18 protein-coding genes are annotated in these 22,045 nt (G+C 71.5%); 2 read left to right on the top strand and 16 right to left on the bottom strand.

What is annotated here, in order from left to right; translation table 11 throughout:
• Window positions 1-29: 29 nt before the first annotated feature.
• Window positions 30-1,049 (top strand): alcohol dehydrogenase catalytic domain-containing protein, encoded by a 1,020-nt coding sequence (locus AB0D59_RS16655; RefSeq protein ID WP_362565379.1) that lies wholly within the window; start codon window positions 30-32, stop codon window positions 1,047-1,049.
• Between the two features lie 95 nt (window positions 1,050-1,144).
• Here AB0D59_RS16655 and AB0D59_RS16650 read toward each other — a convergent pair whose 3' ends face one another.
• The 4 genes from AB0D59_RS16650 to fmt form a co-directional block, all read right to left on the bottom strand.
• Window positions 1,145-2,188, bottom strand: a complete 1,044-nt coding sequence (locus AB0D59_RS16650) for a sugar-binding domain-containing protein (protein WP_351735599.1) — start codon at window positions 2,186-2,188, stop codon at window positions 1,145-1,147.
• Between the two features lie 78 nt (window positions 2,189-2,266).
• The gene (rpe, locus tag AB0D59_RS16645) at window positions 2,267-2,953 is read right to left on the bottom strand and encodes a ribulose-phosphate 3-epimerase (protein ID WP_362565377.1); all 687 of its coding nucleotides are present in this window, start codon (window positions 2,951-2,953) and stop codon (window positions 2,267-2,269) included.
• Between the two features lie 151 nt (window positions 2,954-3,104).
• Complete coding sequence (locus AB0D59_RS16640) at window positions 3,105-4,523, bottom strand: transcription antitermination factor NusB (RefSeq protein WP_362565376.1); 1,419 nt, start codon at window positions 4,521-4,523, stop codon at window positions 3,105-3,107.
• 84 nt (window positions 4,524-4,607) lie between these two features.
• Complete coding sequence (fmt, locus tag AB0D59_RS16635) at window positions 4,608-5,540, bottom strand: methionyl-tRNA formyltransferase (RefSeq protein WP_362565374.1); 933 nt, start codon at window positions 5,538-5,540, stop codon at window positions 4,608-4,610.
• Window positions 5,541-6,218: 678 nt separating this feature from the next.
• Here fmt and AB0D59_RS16630 point away from each other — a divergent pair.
• Window positions 6,219-6,767 carry a hypothetical protein gene (locus AB0D59_RS16630; RefSeq protein ID WP_362565373.1) on the top strand — a complete coding sequence of 183 codons (549 nt, stop codon included), beginning with the start codon at window positions 6,219-6,221 and terminating at the stop codon, window positions 6,765-6,767.
• A 131-nt stretch (window positions 6,768-6,898) separates the two neighbouring features.
• Here AB0D59_RS16630 and AB0D59_RS16625 read toward each other — a convergent pair whose 3' ends face one another.
• The 12 genes from AB0D59_RS16625 to AB0D59_RS16570 form a co-directional block, all read right to left on the bottom strand.
• Entirely contained in the window at window positions 6,899-9,046 is a 2,148-nt protein-coding gene (locus AB0D59_RS16625; protein WP_362565372.1) for a primosomal protein N', read from the bottom strand.
• A 235-nt stretch (window positions 9,047-9,281) separates the two neighbouring features.
• On the bottom strand, window positions 9,282-10,490 hold the full coding sequence (metK, locus tag AB0D59_RS16620) for a methionine adenosyltransferase (protein ID WP_362565371.1): 1,209 nt from the start codon (window positions 10,488-10,490) through the stop codon (window positions 9,282-9,284).
• Window positions 10,491-10,730: 240 nt separating this feature from the next.
• Window positions 10,731-11,936 (bottom strand): bifunctional phosphopantothenoylcysteine decarboxylase/phosphopantothenate--cysteine ligase CoaBC, encoded by a 1,206-nt coding sequence (gene coaBC / locus AB0D59_RS16615; RefSeq protein ID WP_362565369.1) that lies wholly within the window; start codon window positions 11,934-11,936, stop codon window positions 10,731-10,733.
• 128 nt (window positions 11,937-12,064) lie between these two features.
• Window positions 12,065-12,337: a DNA-directed RNA polymerase subunit omega gene (gene rpoZ / locus AB0D59_RS16610; protein ID WP_003982715.1), complete on the bottom strand. Its 273-nt coding sequence runs from the start codon at window positions 12,335-12,337 to the stop codon at window positions 12,065-12,067.
• Between the two features lie 51 nt (window positions 12,338-12,388).
• Window positions 12,389-12,982, bottom strand: a complete 594-nt coding sequence (gene gmk, locus AB0D59_RS16605; RefSeq protein ID WP_362565367.1) for a guanylate kinase — start codon at window positions 12,980-12,982, stop codon at window positions 12,389-12,391.
• A gap of 60 nt (window positions 12,983-13,042) precedes the next feature.
• A complete protein-coding gene (locus AB0D59_RS16600) occupies window positions 13,043-13,366 on the bottom strand; it encodes an integration host factor (RefSeq protein ID WP_003977346.1) in 324 nt (107 codons plus the stop codon).
• A gap of 278 nt (window positions 13,367-13,644) precedes the next feature.
• Entirely contained in the window at window positions 13,645-14,490 is an 846-nt protein-coding gene (pyrF, locus tag AB0D59_RS16595; protein ID WP_362565366.1) for an orotidine-5'-phosphate decarboxylase, read from the bottom strand.
• Window positions 14,487-15,593 carry a quinone-dependent dihydroorotate dehydrogenase gene (locus AB0D59_RS16590; protein WP_362565364.1) on the bottom strand — a complete coding sequence of 369 codons (1,107 nt, stop codon included), beginning with the start codon at window positions 15,591-15,593 and terminating at the stop codon, window positions 14,487-14,489. The genes pyrF and AB0D59_RS16590 overlap by 4 nt, the downstream gene beginning before the upstream one ends.
• A gap of 156 nt (window positions 15,594-15,749) precedes the next feature.
• The gene (gene carB / locus AB0D59_RS16585; protein ID WP_362565363.1) at window positions 15,750-19,058 is read right to left on the bottom strand and encodes a carbamoyl-phosphate synthase large subunit; all 3,309 of its coding nucleotides are present in this window, start codon (window positions 19,056-19,058) and stop codon (window positions 15,750-15,752) included.
• The gene (gene carA, locus AB0D59_RS16580) at window positions 19,051-20,193 is read right to left on the bottom strand and encodes a glutamine-hydrolyzing carbamoyl-phosphate synthase small subunit (RefSeq protein ID WP_362565361.1); all 1,143 of its coding nucleotides are present in this window, start codon (window positions 20,191-20,193) and stop codon (window positions 19,051-19,053) included. The genes carB and carA overlap by 8 nt, the downstream gene beginning before the upstream one ends.
• Window positions 20,190-20,759, bottom strand: a complete 570-nt coding sequence (locus tag AB0D59_RS16575; RefSeq protein WP_362565360.1) for a hypothetical protein — start codon at window positions 20,757-20,759, stop codon at window positions 20,190-20,192. The genes carA and AB0D59_RS16575 overlap by 4 nt, the downstream gene beginning before the upstream one ends.
• Window positions 20,756-22,042, bottom strand: a complete 1,287-nt coding sequence (locus AB0D59_RS16570; protein WP_362565358.1) for a dihydroorotase — start codon at window positions 22,040-22,042, stop codon at window positions 20,756-20,758. The genes AB0D59_RS16575 and AB0D59_RS16570 overlap by 4 nt, the downstream gene beginning before the upstream one ends.
• Between the last annotated feature and the right edge of the window lie 3 nt (window positions 22,043-22,045).

Genomic DNA, 22,045 nt, shown 5'->3' with positions numbered 1-22,045 from the left:
CCCTCCCCCTCCCCCAACGGAGATGAGTCATGTCCACGATCCGATCGGTAACGGTCTCCGAGCCGTCCGGGAAGCTGCACGTCGTCGAGCGCGAGGCCGTGGCGCCCGCGCACGGTCAGGTCCGCATCGCCGTGGAGGCCTGCGGGGTCTGCCACACGGACTCGCAGTTCGTCGACAACCACCTCCCAAGGCTCACCTTCCCCGTCACGCCCGGCCACGAGATCGCCGGCCGGATCGCGGAGGTCGGCCCCGGTGTGCGGCGCTGGGCCGTCGGCGACCGGGTGGCCGTCGGCTGGTTCGGCGGCCACTGCACCTACTGCGCCCCCTGCCGGCGCGGTGACTTCGTGCACTGCGAGCAGGCCCAGGTGCCCGGCCTCGCCTACCCCGGCGGCTACGCCGAGTCCGTCACCGTCCCGGCCAACGCGCTCGCCCGTGTCCCGGACGAGCTGACGGCCGTGGAGGCCGCGCCGCTGGCCTGTGCGGGGGTCACCACCTTCGCCGCGCTGCGCCGCGGCCAGGCCCGCCCCGGAGACCTGGTCGCCGTCCTGGGCCTGGGCGGCCTCGGCCACCTGGGGGTGCAGTTCGCCGCCCGGATGGGCTACGACACGGCGGTCATCGCGCGAGGAGAGGAAAAGGCTTCCCTGGCCCGGGAGTTGGGCGCCCGCCACTACATCGACTCGACCCGGCAGGACGTGGCGGGCGAGCTGACCGCGCTCGGCGGCGCGAGTGCCGTTCTGGCGACCGCGGCCAACGCCGACGCCATGGCCGTCGCGGTGGACGGGCTGAAGGCCAACGGCGAACTGCTCGTGGTGGGCATCGACGCGGCCCCCATGCAGCTGTCCCCGCTCCAGCTCATCACCAACTCCCGTACCGTGCACGGCCATCCGAGCGGCGACGCCATGGACGTCGAGGACACCCTCGCCTTCGCCGCGCTGCACGGGATCCGCGCCTGGGTCGAGGAGGCCCCGCTGGAGGAGGCCGCCGCCGCGTACGACCGCATGATGCGCAACGAGGCCCGCTTCCGGATGGTGCTCACCACTGGCGCCTGACACGGGCACGAGCCGCCCTCCGCCCTGACAGGGACGGGCGGGAGCGCCGCGGCAGCGTTGTCATCGACGCCGCCGCGGCGCTGCCGTGATCCCTGTCAGGAACCGTCGGGGTCGGAACGGTTCAGCGTCGGCTTGGGCGTCGGCCCCGCCGTCATCAGGTAGTCGGCGGCCGAGGTGTCGGTGACGAGGCTGGTGACCAGCCCCGACCTCAGCACCGCGTCGATGGCGGCCGCCTTGCGCTGCCCGCCCGCGATCGCGACGACCTCGGGGATACGGCGCAGCTGGTCGGCCTTGACCGTGATGCATCGTTCCCCCAGGTCGCGTCCGACCCGGCGGCCGTCGGCGTCGAAGAGGTGCGCGGCCATCTCGGCGGCGACACCGAGCGTGGCGTAGTGCGCACGCTCCTCGTCGCTGAGCATGTCGTGCACCGTCGAGATGCCGCGCTCCCAGGAACCGATGGAGACACAGGCGACCGTGACCTTGTCGAAGTACTCGAAGGCCCGGGCGATACCGGTCTGGTTGCGCAGCGCGGCCGCGGTGGCCGCGTCCGGCAGCAGCATCGGCGCGTAGATGGGGTGGGCGTCGCCACCCGACACCTGGGCGGCACGCCGGACGGCCTCGACCGAACCGCGCTCGGAGGTCCCGGCGTCGTACACGCCCGTCAGCTGCACCACCGTGCACGGGGGCAGCCGGTCGAGCGCCGCCGCCATGTGGATGGTGGACCGGCCCCAGGCGAGACCGAGCACATCGCCCTCGTTGACGAGCTCGCCGAGCAGATCGGCGGCGACCTCACCGAGGTTCTCCGGGTCGGGGGTCTCCTCCGCCTCGGCCGGGGACTCGACCACGACAGCGTGCCGCAGGCCGTAGCGGGCGCGGAGCGCGTCGGAGCGCTCGGCGTCCAGTTCGGCCGGCACACGGATCTCGATGCGTACGAGATCCCTTTCGAGGGCAGTCTCCAGTACCCGGGCCACTTTGAAGCGGCTGACGCCGAACTCCTCAGCGATCTGGATCTTGGACTTGCCCTCGAGGTAGAAGCGGCGGGCCATGGCCGCCGCCTGCACCAGCTCAGCGGGTCCCATCCGCATGGCTGACCGGCCCGCCGACATACCCGACACGGTCATCTCCTCACTGCTGTTCACACTCTGGATACGCCGTTCATCCTTGCAGATCCGGCGCAGTCGATCAGCCCTGATCGGAGCCGTTCACGTTCCCGTACCTCAGTGGTCGCACGCCCAGGACGCGGCGGCGGTGGCCGCCTCGGCCTGGGTGCGTAGTGCACGTACCGCCGCTGCCGGGTCGTTTGCCCCGTACACCGCCGAACCTGCCACGAAAACGTCGGCCCCGGCGTCCGCGCACCGCTCGATCGTCGACGCCGAAACTCCACCGTCCACCTGGAGCCACAGCTCCAGTCCGTGCTTGCTGATCAACTCCCGGGTGCGGCGGATCTTCGGCAGCATGATGTCGAGAAACGCCTGGCCGCCGAAGCCCGGCTCCACCGTCATGATGAGCAGCATGTCCAGCTCGGGGAGCAGATCCTCGTACGGTTCGATGGGCGTCGCGGGCTTGAGCGCCATGGAGGCGCGGGCGCCCTTCGCGCGGATCTCGCGCGCCAGCCGCACCGGGGCGGCCGCCGCCTCCACGTGGAAGGTGACGGAGGAGGCACCCGCTTCGACGTACTGGGGTGCCCAGCGGTCGGGGGCGTCGATCATCAGATGGCAGTCCAGCGGGGTGTCCGTGGCCCGGGCCAGGGACTCTACGACCGGCACGCCGAGCGTGAGGTTCGGGACGAAGTGGTTGTCCATGACGTCGACGTGGAGCCAGTCGGCGCCTTCGACCGCCTTGGCCTCGTCCGCGAGGCGGGCGAAGTCGGCGGACAGGATGCTGGGGTTGATCTGCGCGGCCATGCGTCAAGCGTGCCATGCCCCGACGGCGGGGGCCGCGTGGGGTTCGGGGGCGGTTGCGGATGAGCGTCGGCCGCGGGCCGGTGGGGGCTGCCCGCGCAGTTCCCCGCGCCCCCTACCGGGCGCCGCACGGGCGTGTCCTTCGTCCACCATCTCAGCCGGTCCGCCGGATCAGCGCCAGGTACATCGCGTCCGTGCCATGCAGATGCGGCCACAGCTGTACATCCGGGCCCTCACCGAGAGCCGGCACACCGGGCAGCAACGGACGCGCATCCAGCAGCTCCGTCTCCGGCCGCTGCTTCAGCACGTCCTGGACCACCGCCCGCGTCTCCGCGAGATGCGGCGAGCACGTGGCGTACCCGACGACCCCACCCACCCGCACCGAGTCGATCGCCGTACGCAGCAGCGCACGCTGCAGTGGGGCGAAGTTGTCGAGGTCCTCGGGCCGCCGGCGCCAGCGCGCCTCCGGACGCCGCCGAAGGGCGCCGAGACCGGTGCACGGCACGTCCATCAGCACCCGGTCGAAGGTGCCGGGACGCCACGGCGGCCGCGTGCCGTCGGCGGTGATGACCTGGTACGGCCCCGGATTGCCGTGCAGCGCCTTCTCCACGAGGCCGGCCCGGTGCGGCTGCTTCTCCGAGGCGAGCAGCACGGCCCCGCGCTCCGCGGCGAGCGCGGCGAGCAGCGCGGCCTTGCCGCCGGGCCCGGCGCAGCCGTCCAGCCAGGTCCGGTCCGGGCCGTCGAGCGGCACGTTGGCGAGTGCGAGGGCCACCAGCTGGCTGCCCTCGTCCTGCACCCCGGCCCGGCCCTCCCGCACGGCCTCGATGGCACCGGGCTCCCCGCCCTCGCTGAGCCGCACCGCGTACGGCGACCAGCGCCCCGGCACGGCCGCGTCCTCGTCGAGCAGTTCCTCGGCGGTGGCCCGCCCGGGCCGGGCGACCAGGGTCACCTCGGGCCGTTCGTTGTCGGCGGCCAGCAGTTCCTCGATCCCGGCACGGCCCCCGCCCAGCGAGTCCCACAGCGCGGAGACGACCCACCGCGGGTGCGAGTGCACGACGGCGAGATGGTCTTCGGGGTCCTGGTCGTAGGACGGCGCGACCTTCGCGAGCCAGCCGTCGAGATCGTCCTGCGCGACCTTGCGCAGCACGGCGTTGACGAACTTGGCCCGCCCGTCGCCCAGCACCACCCGGGCCAGCTCGACGGAGGCGGAGACGGCGGCGTGCGACGGGATCCGCGTGCCGAGCAGCTGGTGCACACCGAGGCTCAGCACGTCCAGCACCGGCGGGTCGACCTCGCGCAGCGGCCGGTCGACGCACTGGGCGATGATCGCGTCGTACGTCCCCTGCCGGCGCAGCGTCCCGTACACCAGCTCGGTGGCGAGGGCCGCGTCCCTCCCGTCGAAGTCGTCTTTCTCCCGCGCCTTGCGCAGCAACGGCGGCAGCACGAGGTTGGCGTAGGCGTCCCGCTCGTCCACGGCGCGCAGCGCCTCGAAGGCGAGGAGACGGACCGGGTCCTTCTGGGGACGGCGGTAGGGCTTGGCGGGCCGACGCGGCCCCCGGGACTGCTGGCTCACGAAAAAGGTGCTCCGGGTATGGGAGTGATGCGACTCCCAGCGTACGCCGCGCGCACCGGAAAGCCGCTGCTGAGAAGGGGAGGCTCAGTCGCCGAGGGTCTCACCGGCGCCGATGCGCACGCCACGCGCCCAGTCGGCCGCCCGCATCGGCTTCTTGCCCTGGGCCTGGACCCAGAGCAGTTCCACGGCGTACGACCCCGTCCCCACGTGCGCGCTGTTCTTCCCGACGGCGAGCTGGGCCGGGGCGAGATCGGTCCGCTCGGGCACCGGGGTGACCTGGATCAGCTTGAGCCGCTCACCGCGGAAGGTGGTCCAGGCGCCGGGGGCGGGAGTGCAGCCGCGCACCACCCGGTCGACCCGCAGCGCGGGCGCCGACCAGTCGACCTTCGCGTCCTCGACGGTGATCTTCGGGGCGAGGGTGACGCCCTCGGCCGGCTGCGGTACGGCCTTGAGGGTGCCGTCCTCGACGCCGTCCATGGTGGCGGCGAGCAGCCCCGACCCGGCGAACGCGAGCCGTGTCAGCAGATCACCGCTGGTGTCGGTGGGCCGGATCTCCTCGGTGACGGTCCCGTAGACGGGCCCGGAGTCGAGGCCCTCCTCGATCAGGAAGGTGGACGCGCCCGTGATCTCGTCGCCCGCCATGATGGAGTGCTGGACGGGCGCCGCGCCACGCCACGCGGGAAGCAGTGAGAAGTGCAGATTGACCCACCCGTGGGCCGGCACGTCGAGGGCGACCCGCGGCAACAGCGCACCGTAGGCGACCACCGGGCAGCAGTCCGGCGCGATGGCCTTCAGCCGCTCCAGAAACTCCGGGTCGCGCGGCTTCTGCGGCCTCAGCACCTCGATCCCGGCCGCCATCGCCCGCTCGGCCACCGGCGAAGCGATCAGCCTGCGGCCCCGCCCGGCCGGCGCGTCGGGCCGCGTGACCACGGCGGCCACCTCATGCCGCCCGGAGGCGATGAGAGCGTCGAGAGCGGGAACGGCGACTTCGGGGGTACCGGCGAAGACAAGCTTCATGGGCGACTGAGGGCCTCTCGGACACGACGAACACGGGCAACGCACAAGTCTAAGCCGCAACCCAAAACCACCACCCCCAAACCACAGCCCCGCAACCCGCTGCCCACTGCCCACTGCCCGCTGCCCGCTGCCCGCTGCCGCACAGCCTCGCTGCCGCTCAGCCCGCACACCACGAACGACCAAGCGCGAACCGCGAACCACGGCCCGTAGCCCATAGGCCGCGGACTGCGGCCTACGGGCTACGGGCTACGGGCTACGGGCTACGGGCTACGGGCTACCGGCTACCGGCTACCGGCTACCGGCTACCGGCTACCGGGCTGCGGGCTACCGGGCTGCGGGCTACCGGACTGCGGGCTACCGGACTGCGGGCTGCGGGCTGCGGGCTGCGGGCTGCGGGCTGCGGGCTGCGGGCTGCGGGCTGCGGGCTACCGGGCTACCGGGCTACGAACCGCGATCCACGAACCGCAATCCGCCGACGGCGAACACCCCCACAGGTCGCTCAACCTCTCTGCCAACCGAACGGGCGGTGCGCGGGTGGGAAAACCCGGCGTACGCATATGCCCACACGCCCCCACACCGTGACCAGCGGAGCGCCCACGCGTTGGTCAAGGAAGAGTTGACCACCACGGGCCGCATACGCGGCCCATTCCTTTCAACGCCGGTTCGAGAGGCTTGTTCATGGCCGACCACGCAACCCACGACGCCCAGGCCCGGGCCAGCCTGCACTTGTTGGTGCGGGACATCGAGCGGGTCCGCCGGCAGGTGGACGCACTGCGCACGCTCACCGCCCAGTTGGGCAACGTCTACCGCCCGCGCCGCTCCGGCCCGTCCACGGGCTTCGTCGTCTACGGACGCGCCCCCGCCCCGACGGTCCGCCTCGCCCAGGAACTCCGGGACAGTGTCGAAACCCTGGTCACGGCCGCCGTGGACTTCGACCGCTCGCTCGGCTTCTCGTGGGACGCGGTGGGCTCCGCCCTCGGCGTCACCAAGCAGGCGGTGCACCGCCGTTACGGCGCCCGACGCGCCACGTCCCAGCCGACACCGGCCGCCGAGACCGAACGGCCGACCGAGACGACCGGCACCCGCACGCTCAGCATGGGCGCAGGCCTGCCCACGGTCCCCACGGTCCCGGCTGCCCGCTCCATGCCGACACAGCCGACCGCGGGCAGCCCCACCCTCCGCGACGAGGCGAGGCCAACAGCCTTCCCCGGCCCACGCAACGGCTGACCCAGCACAACGGCTGACCTCAAGGGGCTGACCCGCCCGCCCTCTGCCCTCCCGGCAAACACCCGGGAGGGCAGCCGTCTGCCAGCCGTCTTTCCCTGTCTCTCTCCCCCCGGCATCCCCCATCTCCCGCACTAGCCGATGTCCGGCGGATCGACCCGCACCCGTACGGCCTCCCCACTCCCTCGTGCCATCCGCGCGGCCTGAGCCGTCTTCAACGCGGCCGCCAGCGCGGCACCGCTCCCCGGCGGTACCCGTACCAGCGCCCTCTGCCAGTGCTCCCCGGGCGGCGGCGCCCCCGCCCGCCGAGGCGCCCCGGCGCGCACCACGGGCACCGGAACCGGCCCCAACACCTCCGCGTCCGACGGCAGTTCGGCCATGGCAAGGAACTCCGCGAGCGCCTCCGCCGGTCCCGACACCGCCGCCATCCGCGACACCGGCGGAAAGCCCAGCTCGGCCCGCTCGGCGAGTTCCCGCACCGCGTGCCCGACGGGATCCCAGCGCACCAGCGCCTGCACAGGCCGCAGCGTGGGCTCCGCGACGACGACCACGGTGCCGCCCTCCTCCTGCGGCCGCACCAGCGCCCCGGCCGCGATCCACCGGCGCAGCGCATCCTCACCGGCACGCAGGTCGGGCCGCCCGAGCATCGCCCAGCCGTCCAGCAGCAGCGCCGCCGCATAGCCGCCCTCGGCGACCGGCTCGGCGCCGGGTGTGCTCACGACCAGCGCGGGCGTCCCCGGGACGGTGTCCAGCACATGCTCGCGCCCCGAGGTCCGTACGGGTACGGCGGCAAACGCCCGCCCCAGCTCCTCGGCGGTCCGCCGGGCGCCGACCACCTGGGCGCGCAGCCGGAAGCCGCCGCACTCGGGGCAGTGCCAGTCCGTCTCCTCGCGCCCGCACCACCCGCACCCCAGCGCCCCGGCATCCCGGGCCTCCAACGGACCGGCGCAGTGCCGGCAGCGCGCCGGCGCCCGGCACTGGGCGCAGGCCATCCGCGGCACATACCCCCGCCGGGGCACCTGCACGAGCACCGGCCCGTGCCGCAGGCCGTCCCGTACCGCCTGCCAGGCGAGCGTCGGCAGCCGCGCGGCCCGCGCGGCCTCGTCCCGCGCGAGGTCCCCGTCCCCAACGGTCCGCACCAGCGGCGCGGCCCGCCGTACCTGTTCCCGCCCCGCCACCAGGGGCCGCGCCCAGCCGTTCTCCACGAGCTGTGCGGCCTCCACCGTGCAGCTCCAGCTCCCCAGCAGAAAGCCGCACTTGTCCAGCGCGGCGCGCAGCAGCAGCACATCCCGGGCATGCGGCTGCGGGGCGTGCTGCTCGCTGTGGCTGTCGTCGCCGTCGTCCCAGATCGCGACGAGCCCGAGGTCCCGTACCGGCGCGAACATGGCGGCCCGCGTCCCCACCACCGCCCGCACCGAGCCGCGGCTGACGGCGAGCCACTGCGCGTACCGCTTCTCGGGCCCGGCGTCGGCCGTGAGCAGCGCATGCCGCCCTTCGCCCAGCACATCGGTCAGCGCGGCATCGACCCGCGCGGCGGCCCGCCCGTCCGGTACGACGACGAGCGCGCCGCGTCCCGAGGCGAGCGTGGCGGCGACGGCCCGGGCGGTCTCCTCGCTCCACCGGGGTCCCGGCAGGGCGTTCCACACCGCACGCGGCGCGCCGCCGGAGGCCAGCGCCTCGAGGAAAGCCGCCCCGTGCTCGTACCGCGTCCAGGATCCGGCGTCGGGCACCGGCGGGGGCGGCAACGGCTCGGGCGAGGTCCGCTTCTCGGCCCGCGCGCTGCGCGGCGGCACGGCCAGCTGCAACACGTCCGCGAGGCTCCCCGCGTACCGGTCGGCGACGGCCCGCGTGAGCCGCAGCAGTTCCTCGCTCAGCACCGGTTCGGGCGACACCACCTGGGCCAGCGCGGCCAGCGGCCCCGCGTACTCGGATTCGGCGAGCCGCTCCACGAGGAACCCGTCGATGAGCCCCCCGCCCTCCCGGCGCCCGTCCCGGACCCGGTGCCGGCCGGCTCCGAACCGCACCCGCACCCGCACCCCCGGCTGTGCGTCGGCGTCCAGCTCGGCCGGAACGGCGTAGTCGAAGTACCGGTCGAGATGCAGCACACCCTTGTCCACGAGCACCCGGGCGACCGGCAGCCGCTCGGCCAGCTCCGCCCCCCGCCAGGTCCGCGGCTTGGCCCGGGGCACCTTGGCCCCCCGCACGCTCTCCCGAATGAGCGCGAGCTGCTCCGGCGGCGCCCCTTCGACGCCCCCGCCCCCCTGCCCGTTCTCGCTGCTCACGCTTGCATTCTTACCAAACGCCACTGACAGCCGACGCCGCCCGAGATCATTCCGACCGCGGACCGCCACCCGGCGCTCCTCTGCCTTGGGCCACTCGGCGATACCGGTCGGTGCCCGCGGCGAAGCCTCCGAGACGTCTGAGGACGACCGACGACGAGCCTTCGCCATGACATGCCGAGGCCCGGCCCCCTGGAGGGAGACCGGGCCTTCGGGCAGGTGCGGGGAGTCGGCCGGGTCAGAGGCCCGCGGCCTTGCGCAGGGCGTCCACGCGGTCCGTCTTCTCCCAGGTGAACTCGGGGAGCTCGCGGCCGAAGTGACCGTACGCGGCGGTCTGGGCGTAGATCGGGCGGAGCAGGTCGAGGTCGCGGATGATGGCGGCCGGACGCAGGTCGAAGACCTCGTCGATCGCCTTCTCGATCTTCTCGTGGTCGATCTTGGCGGTGCCGAAGGTCTCCACGAACAGACCGACCGGCTCGGCCTTGCCGATCGCGTAGGCCACCTGGACCTCGCAGCGGGAGGCCAGGCCGGCCGCGACGACGTTCTTGGCGACCCAGCGCATGGCGTAGGCGGCGGAGCGGTCGACCTTGGACGGGTCCTTGCCGGAGAAGGCACCGCCACCGTGGCGGGCCATACCGCCGTAGGTGTCGATGATGATCTTGCGGCCGGTCAGGCCGGCGTCGCCCATCGGGCCGCCGATCTCGAAGCGGCCGGTCGGGTTGACCAGGAGGCGGTAGCCCTCGGTGTCGAGCTTGATGCCCTCGTCCAGCAGGGCCTTCAGCTCCGGCTCCACGACGAACTCGCGGATGTCGGGGGCGAGCAGCGACTCCAGGTCGATGTCCGAGGCGTGCTGGCTGGAGACGACGACCGTGTCGAGGCGGACGGCCTTGTCGCCGTCGTACTCGATGGTGACCTGCGTCTTGCCGTCCGGGCGCAGGTAGGGGATGGTGCCGTTCTTGCGGACCTCGGACAGGCGCTTCGACAGGCGGTGCGCCAGGAAGATCGGCAGCGGCATCAGGGTCGGCGTCTCGTCCGTCGCGTACCCGAACATCAGGCCCTGGTCGCCGGCGCCCTGCTTGTCGAGCTCGTCCTCGTCGCCCTCGACCCGCGACTCGTACGCGGTGTCGACGCCCTGTGCGATGTCCGGGGACTGCGCGCCGATCGACACCGAGACGCCGCAGGAGGCGCCGTCGAAGCCCTTCTTCGAGGAGTCGTAGCCGATCTCGAGGATCTTGTTGCGGACCAGCGTCGCGATGTCCGCGTACGTCTTGGTCGTGACCTCGCCGGCCACATGCACCAGGCCGGTGGTGATCAGCGTCTCGACGGCGACCCGGGAGGTCGGGTCCTCGCGCAGAAGCGCGTCGAGAATGGTGTCGCTGATCTGGTCAGCGATCTTGTCGGGGTGACCCTCGGTCACGGACTCCGAGGTGAACAGGCGACGGGACACAACGCTCCCTGGGGTTGCAGCGGCTGCTGGCTGATCATTGGCGGACGACACGGTGGGCTGCACCTGTGCGTCGTCCGAGAACAGTTTATCGGTCGCGCTCCGCCGCCGGCCCACCTGTCTCGACACTCGGAAGTGCTGTGACCTGCGGCACGGGCATTCTGCCCAATGGGCGGCGGCGTTGACCAGAGCCACCGCACCCTAATGTGACGTCCGAGAAAGTTGACATACGGCTGAAAAAAGTTAAGCCAAACGGGCTGCCACCAGATCCCACACGATGTCGGCGAGAGCCTCCTTGGGCCCGTGCGGCACGGGCGTCTCACTGCCGTCGGCACCGAGCACCACGGCCTCGTTCTCCTCGGAGCCGAAGGTCTTGCGCTCCCCCACCTCGTTCACCACGAGCAGGTCGCAGCCCTTGCGCGCCAGCTTGGTCCGGCCGTTGGCGAGGACGTCGTCGGTCTCGGCGGCGAAGCCGACGATCACCTGTCCGGGCCGCGCCCGGTCGGCCGAGATCTCCGCGAGGATGTCCGGATTCCGTACCAGGACGATCGGCTCGGGATCCTGGCCGTCCTTCTTCTTGATCTTCCCGGTCGCGTAGACCGCGGGGCGGAAGTCGGCGACGGCGGCGGCCATGACCACGGCGTCGGCGTCGGCGGCCGCCTTCAGCACCGCCTCCCGCAGCTGTACGGCCGTCCCCACCGGGACGACGTCCACGCCGGCCGGGTCGGGCAGACCGGTGGTGTTGGCCGCGACCAGCGTCACCCGGGCGCCCCGCGCGGCGGCCGTGCGGGCGAGGGCGTAGCCCTGCTTGCCGGAGGAGCGGTTGCCGAGGAAGCGGACGGGGTCGAGGGGCTCGCGGGTGCCGCCGGCGGAGACGACGACATGGCGGCCCGTCAGGTCGGGCTCCCGCGCTCCGCGCGCCAGGATGCGACGGCAGTCCTCGAAGATGTCCGCCGGGTCGGGGAAGCGGCCCTTGCCCGTGTCGACCCCGGTGAGGCGGCCGACCGCCGGTTCGATGACGACGGCGCCGCGGCGGCGCAGCGTCGCCACGTTCTCCTGGGTGGCCGGGTGCTCCCACATCTCGGTGTGCATCGCGGGGGCGAAGACGACCGGGCAGCGGGCCGTGAGGAGGGTGTTGGTGAGCAGGTCGTCGGCGAGGCCGTGGGCCGCCTTGGCGAGCATGTCGGCGGTGGCGGGGGCGACCACGACCAGGTCGGCGTGCTGGCCGATCCGGACGTGCGGGACCTCTTCGACGTGGTCCCAGACCTCGGTGGAGACGGGGTTGCCGGAGAGGGCGGACCAGGTGGCGGCGCCGACGAAGTGCAGCGCGGAGGCGGTGGGCACGACCCGGACGTCATGGCCCGACTCGGTGAACCTTCTCAGCAGCTCGCAGGCCTTGTACGCGGCGATGCCACCACTGACCCCCAGCACGACCTTCGGCTTGTCCACCGTCTCTCCCCGCACTCGGCTCCCGTGCACCGGCTCCGGCGCACGACTCCATCACACACCACAGGCCCGACAGTCGGCTGCCGGGCCTGTGGATAAGTCAACTGCAATACGAAAGTACTACTGCAGTGCTACTGCGCCGGGCCTTCGACGGCCTCGGACGTCAGCAGACCCGCGTTGATCTCGCGCAGGGCGATGGAGAGCGGCTTCTCGTGGACGTGGGTGTCGACGAGCGGACCGACGTACTCCAGGAGACCCTCGCCGAGCTGCGAGTAGTACGCGTTGATCTGGCGGGCACGCTTGGCCGCGTAGATCACGAGGCTGTACTTCGAGTCGGTGGCCTCGAGGAGCTCGTCGATCGGAGGGTTGATGATGCCCTCGGGCGCGGTGATGGAAGAGGACACGCTCTGCCTTCCGATGGATGGGAAAGATTCAGTCTGAATGATCAGAGACGATCACACAACGTCCATCAAGGCTAGCAGCTCGCGCGCCACGTCCTCGACAGAGGTGTTGACCAGGGTCTCGTCGAACTCCGGCTCGGCCGCCAGCTCGATCTTGGCCGCGTCCAGACGGCGCTCGATCACCTCGGGCGGCTCGGTGCCCCGTCCGGTGAGCCTGCGCACCAGTTCCTCCCACGACGGAGGCGCCAGGAACACCAGCCGACCCTCCGGCATGGACTCGCGGACCTGCCGGGCGCCCTGGAGGTCGATCTCCAGCAGCACCGGCACACCGGACTCCAGGTGCTCCAGCACCGCCTGCCGCGGGGTGCCGTAGCGGTTGCCCGCGAATTCGGCCCACTCCAGGAGCTCGCCGTTGGCGATGAGCTTGTCCATCTCCTCGTCGGAGACGAAGAAGTAGTGCACTCCGTGCTTCTCGCCCGGGCGGGGCTTGCGAGTGGTCGCCGACACCGAGAGCCAGACCTCGGGGTGCACCTTGCGCATATGGGCGACGACCGTGCTCTTGCCGACCCCGGAGGGGCCGGAGAGCACGGTCAGCCGCGGACGTACGTCCGGGGGCTCGGGGGTCGTCCCCCGGAATGTTGCAGCCATGCAGCGATTATTCCAGCAATCGCGGGTTGCCCGGGACGGCTGTCCCGGACGGCCCGGCGATCAGGAGCCGGTGCTGCCGAACTCGCGCTCCAGGGACGCGATCTGGTTGGAACCGAGGCCACGCACCCGCCGGCTCTCGGAGATCCCGAGTCGCTCCATGATCTGCTTGGCGCGGACCTTGCCCACGCCCGGCAGGGACTCGAGCAGGGCGGAGACCTTCATCTTGCCGATGACGTCGTTTTCCTGACCCTGCTTGATGACCTCGTGGAGAGAGGCACCGGAGTGCTTGAGTCGATTCTTGACCTCGGCCCGCTCCCGGCGAGCCGCGGCGGCCTTTTCGAGCGCGGCTGCGCGCTGTTCAGGGGTAAGGGGCGGAAGAGCCACGCCTACGTCACCTCGGATGTCGAACTGTCGGATACGGACCGGTGAGGAACCTAGTCGCCCCACACCTGGGGAGCCACGAGCAACACGCTTGCCCGTTCACCCTGCTCGGAGACTAGCGGGCAAGTCCGCCAGAGTCAGCGAGAACAGCGGAAAAGTCCTGGTCAGCCTCCGTCAGGCCGGACATTTCAGACATACTGCCCAGGATTTGAGGATGTATTCACGCTGAACCCGTCGTCCGAGCGCCCACCGAAGCGCTCCCGGACCACTCGTCGGAGTCCTCACCGACCTGCGACGACATCCCGGATCTCGCCCGCGAACCGCTCCGCGGCCGCCCGCAGGGCCCCGGCATCGGGACCGTGACGCAAAACACCTCGGCTCACGTTTGGAACCACGTTGCGCACCGCCGACCCGAAGACCGTGGGCAGGTCGGCCGCCGTCGCCCCCTGCGCCCCGACGCCCGGCGCGAGCAGCGGGCCGTTGATGTCGAGGTCGTACGACGACAGATCGCCGACCGTGGCACCCACGACGGCGCCGAAGGAGCCCAGCGGCTCCTCCCCCGCGTTCTCGGCGGCCAGGTGGGCCAGCATGGTCGCGCCGACCGTCCGGCCGTCGCCGCGCACCGCGTGCTGCACCTCGGGGCCCTCCGGGTTCGAGGTCAGGGCCAGCACGAACAGGCCGGCCCCGCTCTCCCGGGCCAGCGCCACGGCCGGGCTGAGCGAGCCGTAGCCGAGATAGGGCGAGACCGTCAGGGCGTCCGAGAACAGCGGCGCGTCCTTGCTCAGGTAGGCCTCCGCGTACCCGGCCATGGTGGAGCCGATGTCGCCGCGCTTGGCGTCCATGACGACCAGCGTCCCGGCGTCCCGTGCCTCCCGCACCACCCGCTCGAGGACGGCCACCCCGCGCGAGCCGAACCGCTCGAAGAACGCGCTCTGCGGCTTCATGACCGCGACCCGGTCGGCCACCGCCTCCACCACGGTACGGCTGAACCGCTCAAGCCCTGCCACGTCGTCGTTCAGGCCCCACTCGGAGAGCAGCGAGGCATGCGGGTCGATGCCGACGCACAGCGGACCGCGCTCGTCCATCACACGGCGCAGCCGCGCGCCGAAGGGCTCCAACGGGCTCATACGGCCTTCCTCACATCGGCGCCGACCGCGTCGGCGAGCGTGGCGTACGGGCTGGTGCGCAGGCGCGCCGCGAGCCCCTTGTGGAGGTCGCGAGCGTAGAACGGCCCCTCGTAGATGAAGGCGCTGTAGCCCTGGACCAGCGTGGCACCGGCCAGGATGCGCTGCCAGGCGTCCTCGGCGTTCTCGATGCCGCCGACACCGACCAGGGTGATCCGGTCGCCCACGCGCGCGTACAACCGCCGCAGCACTTCCAGGGACCGTGCCTTCAGCGGCGCCCCGGAGAGCCCTCCGGTCTCCTTCACCAGCTCGGGGCCGGAGCGCAGTCCGAGGCCCTCGCGCGCGATGGTGGTGTTCGTCGCGATGATCCCGTCGAGCCCCAGCTCGACGGCCAGGTCGGCGACGGCGTCGACGTCCTCGTCGGCGAGGTCCGGCGCGATCTTCACCAGCAGCGGCACCCGGCGGTCGGTGACGGTGAGGTCGGCGGCCTCGCGCACCGCGCTCAGCAACGGGCGCAGTGCCTCGGTGGCCTGGAGATTCCGCAGTCCGGGCGTGTTCGGGGACGACACGTTCACGACCAGGTAGTCGGCGTACGGCGCGAGCCGCTCGGCGGACTTCACGTAGTCGCGGACCGCCTCGGCCTCCGGTACGACCTTGGTCTTGCCGATGTTGACACCCACGACGGTCTTGAAGACGGGCTCACGGGAGGCGAGCCGGGCGGCGACGGCGAGCGAACCGTCGTTGTTGAACCCCATGCGGTTGATCAGCGCCCGGTCGGCGACCAGCCGGAACAGCCGCTTCTTGGGATTGCCGGGTTGCGCCTCGCCGGTCACGGTGCCGATCTCGACATGGTCGAACCCGAGCATCGACATCCCGTCGATCGCGACGGCGTTCTTGTCGAATCCGGCGGCCAGCCCGAAGGGCCCGTGCATCCGCAGCCCGAAGGCCTCGGTACGCAGCTCCTTGTAGCGAGGCGCCAGCGAGGCGGCGACGAAGGTACGCAGCACGGGGATGCGGACGGCGAGCCGGATCCACCGGAAGGCGAGGTGGTGGGCCTGTTCCGGGTCCATCCGCTTGAAAACGAGATTGAAGAAGATCTTGTACATGGAGTCCTCATGCGAAGGGGGACACCGACGTACGGTGCCCCCCATGTCGACAGCTGGGCAACGCGCCCCTTCAGGGGCGCGGGGCGGTACTCGATATGCGGCGCCGCCGCGTGGGCGCGACCAGCCACAACCGGCCCGCAGCAGAACAACGGCCTGTCAGTCCCGCGCGGCCGTCAACCTCTCCGCATGCTCCTGAAGCGACCGCACCCCCACGTCCCCGTGGTTCAGCGCATCGATCCCCTGCACGGCCGCCGCCAGCGCCTGCACCGTCGTCAGACACGGCACCGACCGGGCCACCGCGGCCGTCCGGATCTCGTACCCGTCCAGGCGACCCCCCGTCCCGTACGGGGTGTTGACGATGAGGTCGACCTCGCCGTCGTGAATCAGCTGAACGATCGTCTTCTCGCCCTGCGGACCAATGCCCTCCGACTGCTTGCGAACAACGGTCGCGTTGATGCCGTTGCGCTTGAGCACCTCGGCCGTGCCGGACGTGGCGAGCAGTTCGAAGCCGTGGGCGACCAGCTCACGCGCCGGGAAGATCATCGATCGCTTGTCGCGGTTGGCGACCGAGATGAACGCGCGGCCCTTGGTCGGCAGCGGCCCGTACGCCCCCGCCTGCGACTTGGCGTACGCCGTGCCGAAGACGGAGTCGATGCCCATGACCTCGCCGGTGGAGCGCATCTCCGGGCCGAGCACGGTGTCGACGCCCCGGCCGTGGATGTCGCGGAACCGCGACCACGGCATGACCGCCTCCTTGACGGAGATCGGCGCGTCGAACGGCAGCTCACCGCCGTCGCCGCGGGCCGGCAGCAGGCCCTCGGCGCGCAGCTCGGCGACGGTCGCGCCCAGCGAGATCCGGGCGGCGGCCTTGGCCAGCGGCACCGCGGTCGCCTTCGAGGTGAAGGGGACCGTACGGGACGCGCGCGGGTTGGCTTCGAGGACGTAGAGGATGTCCCCGGCCATCGCGAACTGGATGTTGATCAGACCGCGCACCCCGACGCCCTTCGCGATGGCCTCCGTCGAGGCCCGCAGGCGCTTGATGTCGAAGCCGCCGAGCGTGATCGGCGGCAGGGCGCACGCCGAGTCGCCGGAGTGGATACCGGCCTCCTCGATGTGCTCCATGACGCCGCCGAGGTACAGCTCCTGGCCGTCGTACAACGCGTCGACGTCGATCTCGATCGCGTCGTCCAGGAACCGGTCGACGAGCACCGGCCGGGAGGGGCTGATCTCGGTGGACTCGGCGATGTAGGCGGCGAGACGGGTCTCGTCGTAGACGATCTCCATGCCCCGGCCGCCGAGGACGTACGACGGCCGCACCAGCACCGGGTAGCCGATCTCGTCGGCGATGGCCTTTGCCTCGGCGAACTTGGTGGCGGTGCCGTGCTTGGGGGCCGGCAGACCCGCCTCCGCGAGGACCCGGCCGAAGGCGCCCCGGTCCTCGGCCGCGTGGATGGCCTCGGGGGACGTGCCGACGATCGGCACGCCGTTGTCCTTCAGCGCCTGCGACAGACCCAGCGGCGTCTGCCCGCCGAGCTGCACCACCACACCGGCGACCGGACCTGCCTGCTGCTCGGCGTGGACGATCTCCAGGACGTCCTCCAGGGTGAGCGGCTCGAAGTACAGCCGGTCGGAGGTGTCGTAGTCGGTGGAGACGGTCTCGGGGTTGCAGTTGACCATCACGGTCTCGTACCCGGCGTCCGACAGCGCGAAGGACGCGTGCACGCAGGAGTAGTCGAACTCGATGCCCTGGCCGATGCGGTTGGGACCGGAGCCCAGGATGATGACGGCCGGCTTCTCGCGCCGGGCGACCTCGGTCTCCTCGTCGTAGGAGGAGTAGAAGTACGGCGTCTTCGCGGCGAACTCGGCCGCGCAGGTGTCCACCGTCTTGTAGACCGGGCGGACGCCGAGCGCGTGCCGGACCTCGCGGACGACGTCCTCGCGCAGCCCGCGGATCTCGCCGATCTGCTGGTCGGAGAAGCCGTGCCGCTTGGCCTCGGCGAGCAGGTCGGGGGTGAGTTCGGCGGCGGCCGCCAGCTCGTCGGCGATCTCCTTGATCAGGAACAGCTGGTCGACGAACCACGGGTCGATCTTCGTGAACTCGAAGACCTCCTCGGGCGTGGCGCCCGCACGGATGGCCTGCATGACGGTGTTGATCCGGCCGTCGGTGGGCCGCACCGCCTCGTGCAGCAGGGCCTCCTTGTCGCCGGGCTCGCCGACGAAGGTGAACTGGCTGCCCTTCTTCTCCAGCGAGCGCAGCGCCTTCTGGAAGGCCTCGGGGAAGTTGCGGCCGATGGCCATCGCCTCGCCGACCGACTTCATGGTGGTGGTCAGCGTGGAGTCGGCCTGCGGGAACTTCTCGAACGCGAAACGCGGGGCCTTGACGACCACATAGTCGAGCGTGGGCTCGAACGAGGCCGGGGTCTCCTGGGTGATGTCGTTCGGGATCTCGTCGAGGGTGTAGCCGACGGCCAGCTTCGCCGCGATCTTCGCGATCGGGAAGCCGGTCGCCTTGGAGGCGAGCGCCGAGGACCGCGAGACGCGCGGGTTCATCTCGATGACGATGACCCGGCCGTCCTCGGGGTTCACCGCGAACTGGATGTTGCAGCCGCCCGTGTCGACACCGACCTCGCGGATCACGGCGATGCCGATGTCCCGCAGGGTCTGGTACTCGCGGTCGGTCAGCGTCATCGACGGGGCGACGGTGATCGAGTCACCGGTGTGCACACCCATGGGGTCGAAGTTCTCGATGGAGCAGACGACCACGACGTTGTCGTGCTTGTCGCGCATCAGCTCCAGCTCGTACTCCTTCCAGCCGAGGATGGACTCCTCCAGGAGCACCTCGGTGGTGGGCGAGAGGGTCAGGCCCTGGCCGGCGATCCGGCGCAGCTCCTCCTCGTCGTGGGCGAAGCCGGAGCCGGCGCCGCCCATGGTGAAGGACGGCCGGACGACGACGGGATACCCGCCCAGCTCGTCCACTCCCGCGAGCACCTCGTCCATGGAGTGGCAGATCACCGACCGGGCGGATTCACCGTGCCCGATCTTGGCGCGCACGGCCGCCACGACATCCTTGAAGAGGTCGCGGTCCTCGCCCTTGTTGATGGCTTCGACGTTGGCGCCGATCAGCTCGACGCCGTACTTGGCGAGGACGCCGTTCTCGTCCAGCGAGATCGCGGTGTTGAGCGCGGTCTGGCCGCCCAGGGTGGGCAGCAGGGCGTCGGGGCGCTCCTTGGCGATGATCTTCTCGACGAACTCCGGGGTGATCGGCTCGACATAGGTCGCGTCGGCGATCTCCGGGTCGGTCATGATCGTCGCCGGGTTGGAGTTGACCAGGATGACGCGCAGGCCCTCGGCCCGCAGGACGCGGCAGGCCTGGGTGCCTGAGTAGTCGAACTCGGCGGCCTGGCCGATGACGATCGGGCCGGAGCCGATGACCAGGACGGACTGGATATCGGTGCGCTTAGGCACGCTGGCCCTCCATCAGGGAAACGAAGCGGTCGAACAGGTAGGCGGCGTCGTGCGGGCCGGCTGCTGCTTCGGGGTGGTACTGGACGGAGAAGGCCGGCTGGTCGAGCAGCTGCAGCCCCTCCACGACGTCGTCGTTCAGGCAGACGTGGGACACCTCGGCGCGGCCGAACTTCGTCTCGCTGACCTGGTCGAGCGGGGCGTCCACGGCGAATCCGTGGTTGTGCGCGGTGACCTCGACCTTGCCGGTCGTACGGTCCTGGACCGGCTGGTTGATGCCCCGGTGGCCGTACTTCAGCTTGTAGGTGCCGAAGCCGAGCGCGCGGCCGAGGATCTGGTTGCCGAAGCAGATGCCGAACAGCGGGGTCTTCCGCTCCAGGACGGAGGTCATCAGGGCCACCGGGCCGTCGGCCGTGGCCGGGTCGCCGGGGCCGTTGGAGAAGAACACACCGTCCGGGGAGACGGCGTACACGTCGTCCTCGGTGGCCGTCGCGGGCAGCACGTGCACCTCGATGCCGCGCTCGGCCATCTGCTGCGGGGTCATGCCCTTGATGCCGAGGTCGACGGCGGCGACGGTGAATCGCTTCTCCCCGACCGCCGGGACGACGTACACCTCCTTGGTGGCGACCTCTTCGTACAGTGAGGCGCCCTTCATGTGCGGCTGGGCCTCCACGCGCGCGAGGAGCTCGGAATCGCCGGCGATCGCCTCGCCCGAGAAGATGCCGGCGCGCATCGAGCCGCGCTCACGGAGGTGGCGGGTCAGGGCGCGGGTGTCGATCCCGGAGATGCCGACCACGCCCTGCGCGACCAGTTCGTCGTCCAGGGACCGCTTGGCACGCCAGTTGGAGGGCACGCGCGCCGGGTCGCGCACGACGTAGCCGGAGACCCAGATGCGGCTCGACTCGTCGTCCTCGTCGTTCCACCCCGTGTTGCCGATCTGCGGGGCGGTGGCGACCACGATCTGGCGGTCGTAGGAGGGGTCGGTGAGGGTCTCCTGGTAGCCGGTCATGCCGGTGGAGAACACGGCCTCGCCGAAGGTCTCCCCCACGGCCCCGTAGGCGCGGCCGCGGAAGATGCGGCCGTCCTCCAGGACGAGTACGGCGGGAGCCTTGCCGGCTCCCCTGGTGGAGGTCGTCATCGTTCGGCGCCTTCCGTGCTGGGTGTCTTGATCATGGAGTTGAGGGTGTCGACCCACTCGGTGTGCTCGGCCGCGTGGTCGGAGCGGAAGCCGGAGTCGATCAACCGGTCGCCGTGCTGCCAGGTCACCACGAGCAGTCCGCCCTCGGTGAGGACCTTGCCCGCGATGCCCTTGCCGAGCAGGGCCTCGCGGAGCGCGTCCGCGGGGATGAAGAAGTCGCTCGCGCCGGGGCGTACGACGTCCAGGCCCGCGTCGGTCAGGGTGAGCTCGACCCGGCTGCGGGAGCCGAGGCCGCGGGCCACGATGCGGTCCAGCCACTGCCCGGCGGTGGTGGAGCCGTGGTAGCGGCCGCTCATCGTCAGTCTCGCCGCACCGAGGTCGTCCGGCGCGGTGGGCAGCTCGGGGAGGTCGCCCTGGAGGGTGCCGCGCCATTTCCAGCCCTCGCGCATCAGCCAGTAGACGAGCGCGACGAACAGGGCGAGTCCGACGAGCCAGCCGATACGCGCGGACCAGTCGGTGACCGCGGCCGACTTCTTGTCGTCGGCCAGCAGGATCAGAGGTGTCACGTCAGCTTCCCGTCCACGAGCGTCGCCTTGCCCCGCAGCCATGTGTGGGTGACACGGCCCGGCAGCTCACGCCCCGCGTACGGGGTGTTGCGGCTGCGCGAGGCGAAGCCCGCGGGGTCCACCGTGCCACGGTATTCCGTGTCGACGAGGACGAGGTTGGCGGGCTCACCTGCCGAGACGGGACGGCCGTGGCCGGCGGCCTGCCCGATCCGCGCGGGCTTGACGGACATCCGGTCGGCGACGCCGGCCCAGGTCAGCAGGCCCGTGTCCACCATGGTCGCCTGCACCACCGACAACGCGGTCTCCAGGCCCACCATCCCCATGGCGGCCGCGGCCCACTCGCAGTCCTTGTCCTCGTGCGGGTGCGGGGCGTGGTCGGTGGCGACGATGTCGATGGTGCCGTCGGCGAGCGCCTCGCGCAGGGCCAGCACATCGCGCTCGGTGCGCAGCGGCGGGTTGACCTTGTAGACCGGGTTGTACGACCGGACCAGCTCGTCGGTGAGGAGCAGGTGGTGCGGGGTGACCTCGGCGGTGACGTCGATGCCCCGGGACTTAGCCCAGCGCACGATCTCGACGGACCCGGCGGTCGAGAGGTGGCAGATGTGGACGCGGGAGCCGACGTGCTCGGCGAGCAGGACGTCCCGGGCGATGATCGATTCCTCGGCGACGGCCGGCCAGCCGCCGAGCCCCAGCTCGGCGGAGACGACGCCCTCGTTCATCTGGGCGCCCTCGGTCAGCCGCGGCTCCTGCGCGTGCTGGGCGACGACTCCGCCGAAGGCCTTCACGTACTCCAGTGCGCGGCGCATGATCACGGCGTCGTCGACGCACTTGCCGTCGTCGGAGAAGACGGTGACCCCGGCGGCCGACTCGTGCATGGCCCCCAGCTCGGCGAGCTTCCTGCCCTCCAGGCCGACGGTGACGGCGCCGATGGGCTGGACGTCGCAGTAGCCGTGCTCCTGGCCGAGCCGGTAGACCTGCTCGACCACACCGGCGGTGTCGGCGACGGGGAAGGTGTTGGCCATGGCGAACACGGCCGTGTAGCCGCCGGAGGCGGCCGCGCGGGTGCCGGTGAGCACGGTCTCGGAGTCCTCGCGGCCGGGCTCGCGCAGATGGGTGTGCAGGTCGACCAGGCCAGGCAGCAGCACCTGGCCGGCGGCCGCCACGACCTCGGCGCCCTCGGCGGACAGCCCGCTGCCCACCGCCTCGATGACCTCGCCGTCGATCAGGACGTCCTGCGGCGCGCCGCCGAGCACCTTCGCACCACGGATCAGGATCTTGCTCATGGG

This window comes from Streptomyces sp. NPDC048417 (assembly GCF_040651615.1).
Classification (GTDB): Bacteria; Actinomycetota; Actinomycetes; order Streptomycetales; family Streptomycetaceae; genus Streptomyces.
The sequence above is the reverse complement of the archived record's forward strand: the minus strand, read 5'-3'. Positions and strand labels throughout refer to the sequence as shown.

Bases quoted from the DNA above. Each gene is read 5' to 3' on its own strand.
- pyrF (WP_362565366.1), bottom strand. From the start codon at position 14,490: ATGAGCCCGTTGGAGCCCTTCGGCGCGCGGCTGCGCCGTGTGATGGAC.
- AB0D59_RS16570 (WP_362565358.1), bottom strand. From the start codon at position 22,042: ATGAGCAAGATCCTGATCCGTGGTGCGAAGGTGCTCGGCGGCGCGCCG.
- AB0D59_RS16630 (WP_362565373.1), top strand. From the start codon at position 6,219: ATGGCCGACCACGCAACCCACGACGCCCAGGCCCGGGCCAGCCTGCAC.
- fmt (WP_362565374.1), bottom strand. From the start codon at position 5,540: ATGAAGCTTGTCTTCGCCGGTACCCCCGAAGTCGCCGTTCCCGCTCTC.
- gmk (WP_362565367.1), bottom strand. From the start codon at position 12,982: ATGGCTGCAACATTCCGGGGGACGACCCCCGAGCCCCCGGACGTACGT.
- AB0D59_RS16590 (WP_362565364.1), bottom strand. From the start codon at position 15,593: ATGTACAAGATCTTCTTCAATCTCGTTTTCAAGCGGATGGACCCGGAA.
- rpe (WP_362565377.1), bottom strand. From the start codon at position 2,953: ATGGCCGCGCAGATCAACCCCAGCATCCTGTCCGCCGACTTCGCCCGC.
- carA (WP_362565361.1), bottom strand. From the start codon at position 20,193: ATGACGACCTCCACCAGGGGAGCCGGCAAGGCTCCCGCCGTACTCGTC.
- AB0D59_RS16655 (WP_362565379.1), top strand. From the start codon at position 30: ATGTCCACGATCCGATCGGTAACGGTCTCCGAGCCGTCCGGGAAGCTG.